This window comes from Pseudoalteromonas sp. PB2-1, assembly GCF_045040605.1.
GTDB classification, from domain to species: Bacteria; Pseudomonadota; Gammaproteobacteria; order Enterobacterales; family Alteromonadaceae; genus Pseudoalteromonas; species Pseudoalteromonas arabiensis.
Genome location: NZ_CP090668.1, coordinates 694,014 through 712,161, shown reverse-complemented (window position 1 = coordinate 712,161; position 18,148 = coordinate 694,014). Strand labels below are relative to the sequence as shown.

Below are 18,148 nucleotides of genomic sequence, written 5' to 3'. Positions count from 1 at the left end.
AAGCCTAATATCATAAGGTGATATAAAAACCGAATGGGGTGCTTGGATGCGAACAATAGGATTAATTGGCGGTATGAGCTGGGAGTCAACGCAAAGTTATTACCTGCTTTTAAATCAAGGTGTTAAAGAAAGCCTTGGTGGACTGCATAGTGCAAAAATAGTACTGGTAAGCTTAGATTTTGCCGAAATAGCAAGATTACAACAGCAACAAGATTGGCCACAGATGGCAGAGATACTGATCAAAGCAGCCAAGCAAGTTGAGGCTGCAGGTGCGAATTATTTATTAATTTGTACCAATACAATGCACAAATTAGCTGAGCAAGTACAAGCTGCGATTTCAATTCCTTTATTACACATTGCTGATGCAGTTGGTGAAAACCTGATCCAAAATAATCATAAAAAGGTCGCTTTACTTGGAACCCAGTTCACTATGGAACAGGATTTCTATAAACAACGACTAGCAGATAAATTTTCTATTGATGTGTTAGTCCCAGCAGCACAGGAGCGAGCCATCATTCATAATGTTATTTATAATGAATTATGCAAAGGGATTATAAAATCAGAGTCTAAAGCTGCGTACTTAGCAATTATTGATAAACTAAAACAGCAAGGAGCTGAGGCAGTAATTCTAGGTTGTACAGAAATCGCATTACTAGTACAGCAAGCTGATACTTCAATGCCGCTGCTTGATAGCACTACGCTACATTGTGAAATGGCCCTTGAGCATAGCCTTAATGAGGAATAAATAATGTCAAACCATCATACTTTAAATTACGTTGAATTTGCTGCGAGCGATTTAACAGCAACTAAAGCTTTCTTCCAGCATGTGTTTAAATGGCAGTTTACTGACTATGGACCTCAATACACCGCATTTAGCTGTGAATCTGCAGGCCTAGACGGGGGCTTTTATCAAGCACCATTAAAATGTCTATCAACGAATGGTGGGGCGTTGTTAGTGCTTTACTCAAACAACATTAAGGAAACTCAATCACAGGTTGAGAGCCATGGCGGTAAAATAATAAAACCTCTTTTTAATTTTCCGGGTGGTTATCGCTTTCATTTCACAGAGCCAAGCGGTAATGAACTAGCTGTTTGGTCAAAACAAGCCTAGATCATATTTTTACTAACTCATGAATACAAAACTTTTACTAGAGCAAGTTAGTAAATGCGTGATCTGTGAACCTCATTTACCACTTGGCGCACACCCTATTATCCAGTTTAACAGTAACGCTCGTATTTTAATTGCAGGCCAAGCGCCCGGAGTTAAAGTTCATCAAACAGGTCAGCCGTTCAATGATGCAAGTGGCGATAGACTTCGAGAGTGGCTTAATGTAAGTACTGATGAATTCTACGATGAACAGAATTTTGCTATTTTACCTATGGGTTTTTGTTATCCAGGAAAAGGCAAATCAGGTGATTTACCGCCAAGAAAAGAATGCGCTATTGCATGGCGAGAGAAGCTTCTGGCGCAATTAAATAATATTCAGCTTACTATTGTGCTTGGCAAGTATGCGCAAGCTTATCATTTACCACAAACAAAGAAGCAGCCATTAACAGAGTTAGTAAAATCATGGCGTGACTATTGGCCAAGCCATCTTCCGTTACCTCACCCAAGCCCCCGCAACAATATATGGCTAAAGAAAAATCCTTGGTTTGAACAACAAGTACTGCCTGAGCTTGGCACAAAAGTACGCTCCATACTTAAAGGCTAATAATGCAAAACCGCTATTATCAACAATATGGTTATTACCATGTAAAGGGCCTTTACAATGACAAGAGCCTATCAAAGGTTCGCCCAATTCTAGATAAGTTTCATAATAACTGGTTACAGGAAAACCAACATTTTTACAAAACTAAAGGTATCAATAGTTCAGGGCTTACTGCAGCACGATGTTTAACGGATGACGAAAAATTAATTTTATTTAAGTTCATTAATTCAGATACTTTGCTCAACCATGTAAGACCAATTATTGCTGCACCATGCTTTATGAATACCCAACTTTTCTTTAACCCTTACAAAAAAGAACAGCGTAATTATTGGCACAGAGATATGCAGTACCATTTAAACCTAACCGAGCAAAAAGAAGCGCTTAAGGGCCCAGAGGTTTTGCATTGTCGAGTGGCTTTTGAAGATGAACTTGGTATTGAAGTCATTCCTGCAAGCCATAAACACTGGGACTCAAAAGAGGAGTTAACAGTTCGGCTAGAGGAACAGGGGGCTTCAAATAGTAACGCACTAAAGAATGGAAAAACGATTGCTCTTCAAAAAGGGGACTTACTAATTTTTTCTGCAAATATGATTCATAGAGGCCTATATGGCTTAAATCGGTTTGCTTTTGATATTTTATACTTTGATCGTCATCCCAGTATTGAGCAATTTTTACAAACCGATTTTTTACCAACTGAAAATCAGAAGCTGCAACTCGACAACCCAGATGCCTTTATTTGGCCACAAAAAAACGGCTAGTTAGCCGTTTTTTATTGAATGACAAGATTACTGTAACATCGCAAATAGTTGTTTTAGTTGTGGCATATATTCCTTAACCAAATTCACATTGCCTTCGTTCACGTTAGTGCTTGATTTTGCCCCTTCTAATGCACCTGCCAACGAGCGTGTGCCCGAATTAGCCGAAGAAGCGCCGAAACTTTGTAAGCCTGTTACAGCTTGATCAACACGCTTTTGATTGTCACTAGACAAGCTACCTTTTAAATTAGCTAAATAGGCCATTGATACTTCAGAACCAACGACAATTAACTGCTCTGGCGTAAAACCATATTGCTCAGTTAAGCCCGCAAACTCAGTATATAGCTCGTGTTGTTTTATTTGATCAAGAAACCCCATCATTGATGAGGTATTCGTTGCCTCAGAACCACTTAACATACTTCCTAAGTCAACGTTTTTAAGCTCAGGCTGATTCTGCGACCAATTAGCCACTGCAGGTAACGCTTTAATATAACTTTGAAGTTGGTTTTCCGTAATATCTTCTGCGAAGCTTGAAAAACTCATTATAAGTAAACTCAATGATATAAGTAACGCTTTCATCAGATTCTCCTTGTGTACAATTTTTAGCCGCCAGTTAGTTTTAACGGGTTATTATGATCAGCTAATTACAAATGTTAGAATATAGTTTTTATCACAGCTAACTGAACCTAATGTTAATTATTTCCAATACTGTAACAATCGATGAATGGGAGCTCGATATAAGCGCTATCCGTTCTCAAGGAGCGGGTGGGCAAAATGTGAACAAAGTGGCGAGTGCTATCCATTTACGCTTTGATATTAATCGTTCCAAACTTCCTGACTTTTACAAACAACGACTGTTAAATTTAAATGACTCTCGAATCACAAAAGAGGGTGTTGTTGTAATAAAGTCGCAAAACCACCGAACTCAAGAACTTAATAAAGAGGATGCACTTAACCGCTTAAAAGAACTTATTATAAGTGCCACACAGGTTCAAAAGAAACGCAGACCAACCAAACCAAGTAAAAACTCTCAACGCAAGAGGATGGACAGCAAAACAAAAAGAGGACAAACAAAAGAGCTAAGGAAAAACATAAAATTATAACTTTATAATTACGACTTAGTATCAAAATTAAGCAGAACTGTAAAGAAGTGTAACTTGTTAACAAAGTTAATTGATGGTTAATCTAGCAAATACTATAATAATAATTCTATCTCACTTTTGAAGGAGCCGTATATGGGCTACAAAACACGCTGTTTTGCAATTGCAATGATAACGCTGTCAGTTTTACCTATGTCTAGTTTTGCGGTTGACTCTTGGCAAGCTGGTAGCGCGTACCCGCAAGGGAGTGAAACCTGCTACAACGAGATTTTATACAAGGCTCGATGGTGGGCCACCCCTGGTGAAGAACCAGGTAGCTCACAGTGGGGAGCATGGGTTGCAGATGTTGTCTCAAAAACCTGTGTGCAAAATGTGGTGAAACAAGATGAATTATTGAAATCATTACCCACTATTTTTGAAGCGAACAATAAAAAAGGGAGTTCATCAGATTAACTCCCTTTTTATTAATCAAATGTATGATGCCGTGTTACAGCAAAACGATTAAGTATATGATGCATAATATACACAGCACATAAACTAACAAGAATCGCTACTGATACTGACGAAAACCGATATAAGGCACTGTAAACCAAGTCCTGCCCAGGTCCTAACGATTGACCAAACAAAATACCAAACGTAGTAATAATACCGAAGCCAACCCCCGGAATGCCGCCAGAAATTATATGATATCGACTAAAGATGAACGTCAAAATCCATAAGATAAGCGCAGGAAAAATCAATATATCAGTGTGATTGTATAAAAAGAGCTGTGCAACTAACGCTAAATTACAGCCAATTAATGTGCCAACTGCACGCTGCCACGCCGCCATACCAGCCGCTTTCCAGCACAATGAAAATAAGATCAATACAGATGCCGCTTGTGCGGAGATAGAATCTTGTAAATCAAATACCTGAAATACCACAAACGATAAGGTTGCCACTGTTGAACAAAGTAATACTTCATGGCGTACACTTTCTTTCGCTTTTTCGGGCATTACACGTGCTTGACGCGGTGCAACATCAGGAAACAAACCATGCATGAGCATCGAAAAAACAACAGTAACCACAACAGCAACAGCGTTACTAATTATCAGAGGATAGATACTTACTCCTCCACCTGTGTAGGTCGAAAAGTGCAATTGAATCGACAAACTCACAACCGTTGTGGCACCAAATAAGAAATTAGCGCCACGGCTCATTTGATAAAACAAAAAAGCAAATGCGACAAAACTCATCATTGTCATAACAACGGGTAAGTGGGAAAACAATCCTTGTACCACAAGCACAAACAATGCACTGAATACAGCACCAGCGTAAAACTGACGAATAATATGCATATTAAGTACAGGGACTAAACCGAGCAATAACATAGGGTAAACAGTAAAAAAGATGCCATTAGGCCAGTTCATCAATTTTGCCAGTGCGAACCCTAATGCTGAGCCCGTGGCAATGCGTAGCGCTTGGCGCAAGCCATTACCATCGAGTTGCAATACTGACATAACTTACCCTGCCTTAGTAAATGAAGTGCAGAACACTGATAAAGCGAATTTGCATGCTCGCAAACCAACTGCCAACGCTCGAATCAGGCAAAAGCTGAACTGTAGCACGAGCTCCGCTTGGAAATTTAGCTAACATTTGGTGCTCATCCAATTGAATATGAATACGTTGACGCTGCGCATCTCGTACCCAGCGATTGCTACTTTCAGTGGCACTGAGTAAACCGTTAGCATTAAGCTGGCCATCACTGACTCCCGCTTCAAAGCTAACAATTTTGCCAGTAAATACTTTGCCGGGTAGCGCATCAAAGCTTACTTTCGCAGTACTGCCAATTTGCACGTGCACCAAGGACTTTTCGCGAAAATCAGCCACAAGATCAGCCTTGTTAGCAACAATCGCCATTAAAGGTTGGCCTTTATTGGCATATGTACCCGCTGTCACTTGTAAGTTGGCAGTTTTACCATCGGTATCGGCCGTTACTGTTGTATAAGACAAGTTGAGTTTAGCCTGTTCAAGCTGATTCAGGGCATGACGTAATGCTAAGTTATCATCACCCATTTTACCGCGAGCAAGTTTAGCTTCGCTAAGCTGAGCTTCAATTGCCGCTACATTTGCCTTACTTGATTGGTAATTTGCATTGATTGTTTCGTATTCTTGCTCTGAAATAGAGCGTTTTTTTAGTAACGATTCACCACGTTCAAACAATAATGTTTGCTCATGCAGCTTTGCTTTCGCTGCCGCGAGCTGCGCTTCAATTGCTTTCACACTGCTGTCTAAACGTTGGTTTTGAAGTTTAGCATCGTCATAAGCAAGCTCAGCCTGTTGAACAGCCAACTCAAACGGTTCATCATTAATCTTAAACAATGCTTGGCGCTTTTCGACTGCTTGATTATTGGTTACTAAAACCTCCGTCACGCGGCCACTTACCTGCGGTGTCACTTGCACAACAGGGTGGTATACACGGGCCTGTGGCGTCACTGGCATATAAAGATCAGCAATTACAAAATACAGAAATAAAACAATGAAGCCCACTAAGGAGATTTTTACATAACGGGCAAATTTTTGATCCGGTGTCATAAAGTTATTTATCTCCTGAGTAGTGATTAATACACTGACGGGCATTCTTTTCCATCTGAACAAGGCCATGTGCCATAGTATCGAGCTGTTGTGTTGTTAAATCTGCATAAAGGTTTTGTTTTACATCTGCAATGATCACACGCAAGGTCTCCAGTAAGTTTAGACCTTGTTCAGTAAAATACAGTCGCTTACTGCGTTTATCCTCTGCATCAGCTTTACGTACAATAATCTGTTGTTGTTCAAGCTGCTTGATAGTGCGTGTTAAAGACGGCATTTCAATACCCAAGCTATGCGCCAACTCTTGCTGGGTACAACCCTGATTTAAGTGAAACAAATGAATCATAACAGTCCAACGAGACTGAGTTAGACCAAGAGGTTCCACAGCGAGCGTGACGGCATCACGGCACAAACGATGTACACGACCCATGCTCCCGCAGAGGGTTAAATCTAACGTTTCATGAAAGGGGATAGTCGAAGACATAATGCACTCCAATTACTTAGCATGCTAACTATTATATTTTACTTAGCATGCTAAGTAAATATTAATGCATTTTATAAAACAAATAGGATCAATCGAAAAAAACGAAAAGTTGCGAAACTTATGCACAGCCAAACGGTTTGAAGCAATACCCTTTCAGTTCTCGCCCTTTTTCAATTAGTTTAGCCCTGTCAAAAACGGGGTAGGTAGGTATCGTTGCTCTGCCAACAGCAGAGCAACTAAATCAGTCTCATTAAAAAACATGTACTTATTGATAATTTAACAGATTTGCTGGCGAATATTGATCCGTCAGTACTTTAGTATCTTCAGGCCAATCCTGATTATCTCTGGTATAAAACAAATGCTCGCTCAAAGAATGTATATCTACATCATATGGCGCTAACTTAACCGCTAATTGTTTTACGCGCTTTGCTATTTGCGGCTCACTTGGCATCGCATTTAACCCCGCCAAGATTATGCGGTTTGAGTTTTTATCTGTCACAACATTTACAAAGTCACCAAACACATCATAATAAGTAGCGGACTCATGCTGATAAAGCTTACTTGAAGAAAAAGTATTAGCAGCAACAATGCCTCCCTCAGCAAGCACACTTTTTACCTCAGCAAAAAACTCCTTCGTCAGTAAGTGCTCAGGAATGTAGTCACCATTAAAGGCATCAAGAATAATCCAATCGTACTTCTGCTTTTTTAATGCCGCTCGTTTAATAAAAATACGCCCATCTTGTACTTTTGAAGTCACTTTATCGGTTTCTATAAATTGAAAATAATCACGCGCAACTTTAATAACAGCGGGGTCTATCTCAACATTTTCTATACTTGCGTTAGGATAAAGCTCGTGGATAGTATTGGATAATGTCCCACCGCCTAAACCGATAATAAGCACATTTTGGGGGTTATCGATAAAAAGTAAACTCGCAAATGTCATTTTTGTGTAGTTGAACACCAGCTTTTTGGGCTTACTTTTATACATGCAACTTTGCGTACTTTTGCGGGTTTTTTCATTAAATTTTAAACACAGTAAATCACCGGACTCTTCAACTAATATATTGCGATATAACGAGCGTTCCTTATGTATTACCTCACAGTAGACACCGAACGACAATATCAAAATTACACACCCTATCAAGACTCTAAACATACTGTACGCTCCTTAGTACGTGTTTGACTGACGACAATAGCAAGTAGGCCTAACGCACCGAGTACTGATGCAAATGTTTTAATAATATCGTTTACATCAAAAGCTAACACCATGTAGAAAGATGTGATGATAGTCCCAAGAGCACTACCTAAAGTGCTGACAAAATATAAACCACCGGCAACCTGACCGCTTTTTTCGTGATCGGTAACCAATAATCGCACTGAATAAGGCGAAATCATTCCGAGAATAGTCGTTGGAATAAAAAACAATGCTGTTGAGGCTAGTAAAGAACCGTAACGGCTGTCTTCAATATGGCTAAAAATAAAAGCCATAATAGGCTCAGCAAATAAAACAATGGGTACGACCATAATACTGGCAATAAAAAAGATAGCGCCATATTTGGTTAAGGAAGGGTTACGTGTAGAAAGCTTTCCGCCTAGTAGATAGCCAATTGATAAGCTCAGCATAAACACTGTAATTATACTGCCCCAAATATGTACACTGCTACCAAAATAGGGGGCTAAAATTCGCCCTCCTAAAAGCTCAATCCCCATGATACAAAAGCCACTACTAAATGCGAGAAAGTAGATGAGAGCATTGATTTTATTCATAAAAACACCTGCTAATTTTATTTTAATTTAAATTCATCTTAACCTGATGGTGATTACGATACTATGACTATTTTTTAGCCTGTTAGATACATCCATAAAGCTCAAGACTAAAATTTTTCAAAAAAGCTATATATCTAATCCAAAATTCTGATATTTTATAGGTACAAAATACACAAGGAAAAAGCGCTATGGATCAGCAAAAAACACATATCACTATCGATAACTCCACAACACTATTTGGTTTAAAAGTTCGCACTTGTAACAGTAATGAAATGAGTGGCCAAGGCGCTAAAATAGCGAGGTTATGGCAAGAGTTTTATGCCAATGTTGCGCCAAAATTATCTCCTGAAAGCCAAGTTTATGGTGTATACACACATTACGAGTCAGATGTTACGGGTGACTTTGATGTATATGCTTGTACCAGTACCCCTGTACAATCAGCGAATACAGAATCAATAGACCTTGCAACGGGAAAATATCTTCGCTTTAGCGGTCAAGGAGCCATGCCTCAAACAGTTGTGGATGTATGGGGGCAAGTATGGCAATACTTTAGTAATGAGCACTGCCCATATATTCGCGCTTATAAAACTGACTATGAGTTTTACAAGAATAGTGAAGAGGTCGAGGTGTTTATTTCTGTAGAATAAATATCTCTAAGCTCCCAGCTATGACAAGATTCTGGGAGCTTAATTGAAAAGCATTACTGTAGCTGTAAGCAATCAACGAAAAAGCGCTCACTATTATGCGCACCTCCCCATAGACAACTTTGAAGAGGGCTCATTTGACCATCAGCATAAATAAAGTGATGCTTTCGATCTTTTAACACTAACAGTGGCCCATCCAAATCGACATAACGAGCTTGTGATGCAAGTAATGAGGCTGGCGCCATCGCTAGAGAACTGCCCACCATACAACCAAGCATTATATCAAATCCCATCTCTTGGGCTTTGCTGACTAACGAACAGGCTTGAGTTAATCCTCCTGTTTTATCGAGTTTAATATTGACAACTTGATATCGTCCCTGCAAATAAGGAAGATCATTTTCAGTATGGCATGATTCATCAGCACAAAGAGGGATTGGCGATGTAAAGTTAATCAGTTGCTCATCCTCACCAGCGGGTAGAGGTTGCTCAATTAGTACAACATTAAGTGCTTTTAGCGCCTCTACATTCTCTTCTAAATCACGAAAGCACCAATCTTCGTTTGCATCTACGATAAACTGACTATGAGGCGCTGCGTTTGCAATAGCCGTCATCCGAGCAATGATGTCTTGTTTATCTAGTTTTACTTTCACTAGAGGAGGGGAATTCATCGCTAATACAGCCTCTTGCATGGCTTTTGGTGTATCAATGCTAAGTGTATGCGCGCAAATACTCGTTATACTGGTTTTACTCAATATTTCTGCAACTGGTCGTGCACTTTGTTTGGCCTGAAGATCCCACATAGCACAATCTAGTGCATTACGGGCAGCACCAGCGGGAAGTGTATTAATTAACTCAGAAAGTTCCATTTTGCGAGTGAAGGAACGATCACAAAACAATGCTTTAATTTGTTTTGTCGATGTATTTATTGATTCATCATAACGCGCATAGGGGACCGATTCAGCCCAGCCGTAAAATTCTTTGTCTGCAATCACAACCACAATCACATCAGCGCTCTTTTTTGTTCCTCTAGAAATTTTAAAGTCTGATTTCAATGGTATTGATTGATGAAAAACAGAGACAGTGTAAACGCTCGACAACGTTTCTAAGGATATATTGAACAATCTTTCTGTTAGCATAAGTTGGCCACTATTGAATCGACGCCATCACGTAAGGGATCAACACATGGCACACCAAATGTCTGACTCAGACGCTCACAGATTTCACTTCCTTGTTCAATACTAACACTGGATGTATTAACGGAAATACCGACTACCTGAACATCAGGGTTCGTTAATTTTGCCGCAGCAATATTTAACTCTATCGTCGTTTCAATACTAGGAAAGGAAGTATGGGGTAAGCCACGCATATGGGTTCTATTTAAAGCATGACATATCACTAACGCATCAGGCTGAGAACCATGTAACAATCCCAAGCTAACTCCAGCAAAAGCAGGGTGTGACAGCGAACCTTGCCCTTCGATAATATCCCAATGAGTTTCCTCTGCATCAGGACTTAATGATTCCGCAGCACCGGAAATAAAATCAGCAATAACGCAATCTATCGCTACACCACTGCCTGAGATTAAAATTCCGCATTGCCCCGTAGCCCTAAAGTCGACATCTATATTTTGTTCTTTCATCGCTTTCTCTAGGCTTAAGCTTGTATACATTTTACCTACAGAGCAATCTGTTCCCACAGTAAGTAATCGCTTACCTTTGCGTTTATATCCCTTGCCTGTTGCAAATGCTGTACTTGGATGACGAATATCCAATAAGTTTGTATTGTGCTTTTGCGAAAGACTGACCAGCTCATCAAAGTTAGTGAGCTTATCGTGAAGCCCACTTACGATGTTCATTCCGTGCTCTATTGCCTCACTAATAATTGGCAACCACTTTTTGTCTAACACACCACCACTATTAGCAAAACCTAGAACGAATGTTTTTGCACCTAACTTAGCAGCTTCACAGATGCTACATTGATTGAGGCCAGTACTGACTGTACAACCGTTAACGCTCAGCTCGCCTACACAAAGTTCAGCGCGCCAATCAGCTAAACTTTGTGCCATTTTAATTGAGAGTTTATCGGTCGCATCACCGATAAATAGTAAATAAGGAGGCTTAATTTGCATAATATATCTCTAATTTAGAAAGAAAAATTGACTAAACAGAGCATATTATTTTTTAAAATTTAGAAAAGAATGAAGAATTATTGCACCTATAACCTATGTTTATAGCCAGATAAAATACCCTTTAAATACAATTAGATAACTCATTTAAAAAGGCGTCTAAAACATGTGATAAAACTTTATTTTCTAAATGAAGAGCACTCACGTTGAAAAATAAAGGAGGGCTGAATGAGGCGATAGCAATGTCATCTGACAAGTTTCCCATAGCAGTATACTTATCAACGATACATACACCCACTCCCTGTGCTACCAAGCGTGCAGCAATAAAGTAAGTTTGCACTTTAATTGTAGAGTCCAGTACGATATTTTCCTCAAGCATGCGCTTCCACAACAGGTGCCCTAAAGGGCCACTATCACTTATATCAATAAATTCAGCCCCTTCAAGTTCCTGAAAAGTCAGCTGAGCAGGTATAGATGGAAATAAACGTTTAGGAAATACCGCAACCAACTCTGACTGTGCAATTTTAATAGCTTTAACGCCTGGCATCGCACTCGGCGAAAAAACAACAGCCAAATCGCACTTATGCTCAAGTAATGCTTGCAATGCTTCATTGTTATGAATCGTCTGCACATTAAAGTTAACTTTTGGATACGCGTGATGATACTTTGCTATTGCACAGGGAAGTGCATCGAAACCTAAGGCAGGTGTAACACTTAAATTTATATTGCCAAACTCAGCTTTTTTTATATTTTCAGCTGTGTTTTTAATCGACCGCATTTGCTGGTAAATTTTGTCAACTTCGTTGAATAGCATCGACGCCTCCTCAGTTGGAATGAGACGTCCCTTTACCCGCTCAAATAACTTAAAACCTAATTGCATCTCCGCATGCGATAAAACTTTACTAACCGAGGGTTGTGATACATGTAAAGCTTTAGCGGCATTCGTGATTGAACCCGTTGTATAGATTGCATGGAACACTTCGATATGTCGCAGTCGCATTTATTAACTCCCAAAGTTAGGCAAAAAAGTAAACAGTCAAAGTCCAAAGTAAACCTGCCAGACCAGCTGCGATTGATGCAGGAACAAGCTGCGACTTAACATGGTCCATCAGATCACACCCTGTGGTCATAGCGCTTAAAATCGTTGTATCTGAGATAGGTGAGCACTGATCACCAAATACGCTCCCATTTAAAACCGCAGCAAAGCATACAGCCATAAATAACTCTGGATGTGCGAGTTCTTGTGATTGACTAATAGCCCAAGCAAGTGGCATTGCTAAAGGAAATGCGACAGCATAGGTTCCCCAACTTGTGCCTGTTGAAAAAGCTATTGCGAGCGTGATCAGCTGTAGAAGTATTGGCAGCAGCCAAAAGGGCAAACCATCCCCAAGTAAAGATACAAGGTACAAACCTCCACCAATTTGTTTACTAATGGTTCCTATAATAACCGCAAGCATTAAAATAACAGAGGCAACAACAACCCCCTTTAAGCCTGTTGCAAACCCGTCCATCAGGTCACTTAACGACATACCTTTACACAACGCAATAAACGCAGACATTAATAACGCAACCCCAAATGCCCAATTAACTTCAGGCGTACCACTGTATAAAAAAGTAATAATGGCGATACTAATCAAGCTTATCAAAGGCAATAAAAACTCTAATACATGTGGCGAGTAATGAGAAGGGACATGGGTTTGCTGTAACTCTTTTGCACTCAATGGTGTTGCATCTGGGGCATCAAGCTGTCCTGTTGATAATGCGCGTTGATGAGCATCTCTAATCCGCTTGCCAGAAAAACGCGTAATATTCATGCTCAACAAAAATGTGCCTAAAACGGCGAAAAAACTATAAAAACTAAATGGAATACTTGAGAAGAAAAATTTAATTCGCTCGGACTCTGTGGCAAGAAAAGAAACCCCAGGTACAAAAATTAGCGCTTGAATATAAGCAGGCCATGCATTAAATGCGAGGATTGATGCAATAGGGGAGGCTGTTGAATCAACAATATAGCTCATTTCTTCATGGCTCACTTTTGCTTTATCAGCAAGGGGGCGCACTGTGGTGCCAACTAAGGTTGTACTCATGGTACCGCCTTGAAAGAAAATAACGCCTAAAAACCATGAAATTAATTTGGCTGAGCGCTGCCCTTTCACAAAGTGCTTTGTCATAAAGTTTGCAAACGCTTGAGCCGCCCCAGTTCGAGACCAGATACCAATCAACCCGCCTAATAACCACAAGTAAAGTAATAACAAAGCAGCGCTACTTTCAGTTGCTAAATTCACAATGATAACGTCATTGGTTAAATCGTAGTGACCAAGTAATAAAGCCCCAACAACAATGCCACTAAATAGAGACGTAAGTGGCTCTTTGGTAATCAAACACAATAAAATGGTGACAAATGCAGGCAGCAGTGACCATAAACCATAATGAAAGGCAGGTTTAAGTAAGCGTACCTCGCCATCATCAGTCATAACCCATTGCTCTTCTAAACTCGGAGTTTGTTTACTCGCATCTAAAGAGGCTTGATTTAAAGGTGAGTCTTGATATGCCACAACTGAGTTTATAGTGACTTCTTTTCCTTTATAAATATAAGCATACTGATTATGCTCAGTTTGATATGTATCATATAAATAAGATTGCTCTAACCATGTTGGAGTGACAAAAAAGTTCACATACAATGCACTTGCAATGGCACTTAAAAGGATCAGAAAGGGTAAAAGTTTATTGTTGCTTATCATTTTATTGTCTTTTTTTGAAATGCAAATGAACACCCAACTTGAGCCCGAAGTCGAACGCTTGGGGCTCAAAAATGCACACTATCTGGGCGATACGAATAACTTTGAAAAGAATAAGCTATTTAAAAATAGCTTCTCTGTTCCATAAAAGTAGCCTCTAAAGTTTGGATCATCGGCAAATAAAATAACACTTCCTTTTCCTAACCTTTGTGCAACTAAACTTGTTTTTCCTGCTAGTTGCTGTTGATTTTCAACTGAAGCAAACCCTGTTAATAACGGTTTTTGAGCTATCTGTACAATAGACGCGTAAGGGTTTTTTGGCATTTCAAACGCCAGTAAGCCACTTCGGTGACTGGCAACCTCTCTTCTTACATAGCCGTATCCAAGCGGGTGGGTAATGTCTAAGTCTCCTAACATGACTGCACCACCAATAATATCTTGCGCTTCAAGGTGTGACTTCTGGCCATAATTGATTCTTTCTCGCTGATTCTCAATGCCTGGGCTAATCTCGACCGTAACAAGGTCTAGTAACTCTTTGCTGGCCCATTTTGCACCGTCAGCTATACCAATAAATGTCCCTCCCGAGCGGGCCCAAGTTAATAACTTATCGGTGGTTTTCTTATTAATATTTGCGTGTTGACCGTCAACAAGCACAATGTGGCTGTAGTTATTTAGATCTAACTTTTCTAACTGTGATTTAGTCACTAAAACACTAGGAATATTCATGCGCTTATCAAGTAGATGCCAAACTTCTCCAGCTTGATACTGTGAAATTGAAGGCCCAATAACAAGTAATACGTGAGGCTGTTCAATTGCTTCGATGTTATTACTACCCAAATCCATGCCAATACTCTGAGTATGCGATGATTGCAATGCGTAGCTAGCTATCGCATCTTGCTCCGCAGCCTGGCTCATTAATGAATGTAATTTACTTTTATCTTGATTCGATACAGGCACCACCACTGTACCGCGCATAAATGTTTTTTGCCCTTGGTCTGTTTCTGCTTGAAAGCCATTATTAGCAACACGGGGACGAAAACCTTCTTGCAGTAATTGATACATCAATTTAGGGGCGTAATAATTGCTCCATTCAAATGCATAAGCAACCTGAGCCTCGCTTGGGGAGGGTTGGCGAGGAAAAGTAACCGCAAGCACTTCACCTACTTGGTAATTACTTTGTTTGAGCTCTTCATATTCAATGCCAAAAGCTAACGGCATCGTCCAGCCAGATACATCATAAAATGTATTATTTTCAAAGCGCGTTACTTTTGAGAACAAACCTTTAAGCATGGGATAACTCGCTTGAGCTGATTCAACAACGTATGCTTGATTTGCAAAAAATGATTTACCGTTAACGGTCATGTCTTTTGTCAGGGGCTTAACGTCTATTTTATTGCGGCTAAGTAGCTGTAAGAAATGAAAGATCTTTGCAGGGTCTTCTGGTGCTGAAAATACATACCCTTTTACACTATCGTTCTTCGCGGTTTCTTTAGTCTCTTTAGAAAACTGATACTGATAATTAAGTAAGGCCTGTTTTTTGTCTACAGCATTATTAAGAAGCGCTAGGCCTACATGATAATACGTTTTAATATTTTCTCGAAATGACAACAGCCCTCTTGGTGTTTCCAAAACCCCAGCAGAACTGGCCTGTTCAAATAGAATACCTAAACTGCCGTATAAATGTGGATAAGTCGCTCCTTTACCAAGGTAGAAATTATCATAGGCCTCTTCATTAAAAAACAAAGTAGCAGCGCTATCTAGATACGCGCGAGGTTGCTCGACAACATCCGATAACAACCCCATAGCCTGCTTATTGATTAATGGATGAACCCTATCAGGTGCGCCTGGGTGAAAATAAAACGATTTATAAGAGCGCATTTCATGAAAATCAGCCACGATATTTGGTCGCCAGTCATGGAACTTTTTCACCCAACTCACGGGCTCTGGATGTTGCTGCAACATCCACTGCCGATTTAAATCAAACCAATAATGATTGGTTCTCCCTGACGGCCATGGAGAACCATGTAAAGCATGCGCAGGGTCGCTAATAGCTACCTCTGATTGATAACGTAAATTCCAAGAGGCTTCACGACTATTGCCATCAGGGTTCATACTAGCTGTTAACAAAATAACGCTATTTTCTAATAGCTTTTCTGTTTCTTTACCTTGTGCAGCTGCAAGGTGGTAGGCAATAGGTATCGCAGAGTCTGTTGAGCTTACTTCACTGCCATGAACACCAAAGTTAATCCAACTTATCACTGGCATATTTGAAGTATTTAATGCATTACCTTGCTGTAAAAGCATATGCTTTTGCTGTATTTCGGGCAGCTTTTTTAGGTTTGCTGGCGAGCTAATTGTCAAAGTAATTATTGGCCTGCGCTCGTGACTATAGCCAATTACTTCAAAACTAACGCGTTCTGATTGTTCTGATAACATCTTAAAGTAAGCAACTAACTGATCATTACGAACCATTTGCTCACCTAGTTGATGACCCAAAAAGTTCTCTGGGGAAATTATATCTGTATTAAAATTCGTTGCTGGACTATAAAAGTTGCTCGCGGCGCTAGAGAACACATAACAAGAAGAAAACATGATGAGACAACAGAAAAGCGCCTTAAAAAACATTTTCATAATGACTACCTTAGTGATTGATTTTGTCGAATAGTTTGGCCTGCCAATACATTTAACACTTTGCCATTATCAATAGCTAACTGGCCGTTTATCAGCATCCATTGCACACCAGAACTTAGCTTTTCTGGGTTTAAATAATCTGCATTAGCAGCAAATTTTTCTTTATCAAAAATAACAATATCAGCGACATTTCCCACAACTAATTTTCCTCGATTAGTTAAACCAAATGTCTCTGCGGTTAGCGTGCTGCTTTTATGTATAAACTCAGCTAGATTTAGCCATTTTTTTTGATAAACATATTCATGATATTTTTTTGGGAAAGAGGCGTACTTTCTTGGGTGACCAGGGCTGCCATCGGATGAAGTCATCACCCATGGAGCTTGCATATACGCTTTAATATCGTCCTCAGACATATTAAAACTGGCAACCCGCGCATTACCTGAAATAATTATTTTTTTTGCTGCGTCAATTGCATCCAACTGCCAGTCTTCAGCGATTTGAGCCAGTGTCTTACCACATATATCAGGGCGCGTAGGGTCACTTATCAATAAAGAATCAGCTCCGCCTCTGCGCCTTAAGTTTTCTAACATGGCTGTACGAATTGTAGGCCATTGCGAAGCGTCTTGTAATCTTGCTAAATACTCTTCTTTGCTACCGGCAAGCACTTCACGTGGTACTAGACTACCCGCAACACTGGTTCCTGAGGCTCGCCAAGGATACTGATCCGCAGACACCTTAATTCCCCGCGCTCTCGCATTATCTATAAGTTTAATAACTTGCTCACTTTCTCCCCACACGTCGGTTCCTAACGCCTTAATGTGAGCGATGTGAACGGGCAACCTTGCTTCTTCACCAATTGTTATAACTTCTTCAATAGCGCCTATAAGACCAATACTGTAAGAGCTTTCATCACGAATGTGGCTATCATAAACACCACCATGCTCTGCTGCGACTTTAGCCAGCTCAATAACCTCCTCGGTTGTCGCATAGTTACCAGGCACATAATAAAGCCCTGTTGATAAACCCAATGCTCCCGCGTTCATTGCCTCTTTTACAAGCTCTCTCATTTGCTCAAGCTCGCTGTTGCTTGGCGCGCGATTTACGCGTCCCATTACCGCCTTACGGACTGAACCATGACCAACATAAAGCCCAACATTGGTGCCAATACCTTGCTGCTGGTAATCTTGCAATGTTCCCGCAACATTAACATCGCCACCGCCATCGACGTTACAGAATACGGTGCTGACACCTTGCGTTAAGTAGTTTGCATTTAGATTTGTCAGCCCACCTTTAAAATCGTTACACGCATGTGTATGAGGGTCAATAAAACCAGGTGCGATGATAAAATCTTGCGCGTTAATTGTCTTTTTTGCTTTGATATCAGTAGGTAGATGTTTTTGAACGAAGACTATATTGCCTTTATCAATACCAATCACACCAGAAAACGGAGTTTCAGATGCTCCGCTATAAATAACCTCTCCAATAATAATTGTGTCGATAGATTGCAGGGTTCCCTTAGTACAACCCGCCAGTAAAATAACACTCGCGATGATGCTTGTTAGTTTATTAATTCGCATTTTTTATCCCATAAAGCAGATGAGAAGCACACAACTTCTCATCTAAT

Annotated in this window: 19 protein-coding genes; 7 read left to right on the top strand and 12 right to left on the bottom strand. The window is 40.1% G+C overall.

All coding sequences use genetic code 11. The features are described from left to right. Positions 1–46: 46 nt before the first annotated feature. From L0Z67_RS20115 to L0Z67_RS20100, 4 genes are read left to right on the top strand one after another with little or no spacing between them, the layout of a single operon-like run. On the top strand, positions 47–745 hold the full coding sequence (locus L0Z67_RS20115) for an aspartate/glutamate racemase family protein (protein WP_392353406.1): 699 nt from the start codon (positions 47–49) through the stop codon (positions 743–745). Between the two features lie 3 nt (positions 746–748). After that, a complete protein-coding gene (locus L0Z67_RS20110; RefSeq protein ID WP_062567837.1) occupies positions 749–1,111 on the top strand; it encodes a VOC family protein in 363 nt (120 codons plus the stop codon). A gap of 19 nt (positions 1,112–1,130) precedes the next feature. Then, entirely contained in the window at positions 1,131–1,712 is a 582-nt protein-coding gene (locus L0Z67_RS20105; protein WP_392353404.1) for a uracil-DNA glycosylase family protein, read from the top strand. 2 nt (positions 1,713–1,714) lie between these two features. After that, positions 1,715–2,467, top strand: a complete 753-nt coding sequence (locus L0Z67_RS20100; RefSeq protein WP_392353402.1) for a phytanoyl-CoA dioxygenase family protein — start codon at positions 1,715–1,717, stop codon at positions 2,465–2,467. Positions 2,468–2,494: 27 nt separating this feature from the next. Here the strand turns inward: L0Z67_RS20100 and L0Z67_RS20095 are convergent, their stop codons facing one another. After that, complete coding sequence (locus tag L0Z67_RS20095; RefSeq protein WP_062567840.1) at positions 2,495–3,043, bottom strand: hypothetical protein; 549 nt, start codon at positions 3,041–3,043, stop codon at positions 2,495–2,497. A 110-nt stretch (positions 3,044–3,153) separates the two neighbouring features. Between L0Z67_RS20095 and arfB the strand changes: the two genes are divergently transcribed. Next, a complete protein-coding gene (gene arfB / locus L0Z67_RS20090) occupies positions 3,154–3,567 on the top strand; it encodes an alternative ribosome rescue aminoacyl-tRNA hydrolase ArfB (protein ID WP_062567841.1) in 414 nt (137 codons plus the stop codon). Between the two features lie 132 nt (positions 3,568–3,699). Then, positions 3,700–4,017, top strand: a complete 318-nt coding sequence (locus L0Z67_RS20085) for a hypothetical protein (RefSeq protein WP_062567842.1) — start codon at positions 3,700–3,702, stop codon at positions 4,015–4,017. A gap of 11 nt (positions 4,018–4,028) precedes the next feature. On the opposite strand, the gene L0Z67_RS20080 is transcribed toward L0Z67_RS20085, so the two are convergent. From L0Z67_RS20080 to L0Z67_RS20060, 5 genes are all read right to left on the bottom strand, one after another. Continuing rightward, positions 4,029–5,063, bottom strand: coding sequence for a DUF2955 domain-containing protein (locus tag L0Z67_RS20080; RefSeq protein ID WP_062567843.1), 1,035 nt, complete (start codon positions 5,061–5,063; stop codon positions 4,029–4,031). A gap of 13 nt (positions 5,064–5,076) precedes the next feature. After that, a complete protein-coding gene (locus L0Z67_RS20075) occupies positions 5,077–6,138 on the bottom strand; it encodes an HlyD family secretion protein (RefSeq protein ID WP_237115531.1) in 1,062 nt (353 codons plus the stop codon). 4 nt (positions 6,139–6,142) lie between these two features. Continuing rightward, positions 6,143–6,619 carry a MarR family winged helix-turn-helix transcriptional regulator gene (locus L0Z67_RS20070; protein ID WP_130152031.1) on the bottom strand — a complete coding sequence of 159 codons (477 nt, stop codon included), beginning with the start codon at positions 6,617–6,619 and terminating at the stop codon, positions 6,143–6,145. Between the two features lie 265 nt (positions 6,620–6,884). Next, on the bottom strand, positions 6,885–7,775 hold the full coding sequence (locus L0Z67_RS20065) for a spermidine synthase (protein WP_392353398.1): 891 nt from the start codon (positions 7,773–7,775) through the stop codon (positions 6,885–6,887). Next, on the bottom strand, positions 7,760–8,386 hold the full coding sequence (locus L0Z67_RS20060) for a fused MFS/spermidine synthase (protein ID WP_130152033.1): 627 nt from the start codon (positions 8,384–8,386) through the stop codon (positions 7,760–7,762). The genes L0Z67_RS20065 and L0Z67_RS20060 overlap by 16 nt, the downstream gene beginning before the upstream one ends. 188 nt (positions 8,387–8,574) lie before the next feature. Here L0Z67_RS20060 and L0Z67_RS20055 point away from each other — a divergent pair, with 188 nt between their 5' ends. Continuing rightward, entirely contained in the window at positions 8,575–9,033 is a 459-nt protein-coding gene (locus L0Z67_RS20055) for a GyrI-like domain-containing protein (protein ID WP_392353395.1), read from the top strand. Between the two features lie 53 nt (positions 9,034–9,086). On the opposite strand, the gene dgcA is transcribed toward L0Z67_RS20055, so the two are convergent. The 6 genes from dgcA to L0Z67_RS20025 form a co-directional block, all read right to left on the bottom strand. Next, a complete protein-coding gene (gene dgcA, locus L0Z67_RS20050) occupies positions 9,087–10,166 on the bottom strand; it encodes an L-Ala-D/L-Glu epimerase DgcA (RefSeq protein ID WP_392353393.1) in 1,080 nt (359 codons plus the stop codon). Next, positions 10,160–11,158: an N-acetyltransferase DgcN gene (gene dgcN, locus L0Z67_RS20045; protein WP_237118802.1), complete on the bottom strand. Its 999-nt coding sequence runs from the start codon at positions 11,156–11,158 to the stop codon at positions 10,160–10,162. The genes dgcA and dgcN overlap by 7 nt, the downstream gene beginning before the upstream one ends. 121 nt (positions 11,159–11,279) lie before the next feature. Further along, on the bottom strand, positions 11,280–12,155 hold the full coding sequence (gene dgcR, locus L0Z67_RS20040) for a LysR family transcriptional regulator DgcR (RefSeq protein WP_062567850.1): 876 nt from the start codon (positions 12,153–12,155) through the stop codon (positions 11,280–11,282). 16 nt (positions 12,156–12,171) lie between these two features. Beyond that, the gene (locus L0Z67_RS20035) at positions 12,172–13,896 is read right to left on the bottom strand and encodes a Na+/H+ antiporter NhaC family protein (RefSeq protein ID WP_392353390.1); all 1,725 of its coding nucleotides are present in this window, start codon (positions 13,894–13,896) and stop codon (positions 12,172–12,174) included. A gap of 78 nt (positions 13,897–13,974) precedes the next feature. Next, positions 13,975–16,365, bottom strand: a complete 2,391-nt coding sequence (locus L0Z67_RS20030) for a M14 family zinc carboxypeptidase (RefSeq protein WP_405128743.1) — start codon at positions 16,363–16,365, stop codon at positions 13,975–13,977. A 164-nt stretch (positions 16,366–16,529) separates the two neighbouring features. Continuing rightward, a complete protein-coding gene (locus L0Z67_RS20025) occupies positions 16,530–18,101 on the bottom strand; it encodes an amidohydrolase family protein (RefSeq protein WP_392353386.1) in 1,572 nt (523 codons plus the stop codon). Positions 18,102–18,148 lie beyond the last annotated feature (47 nt).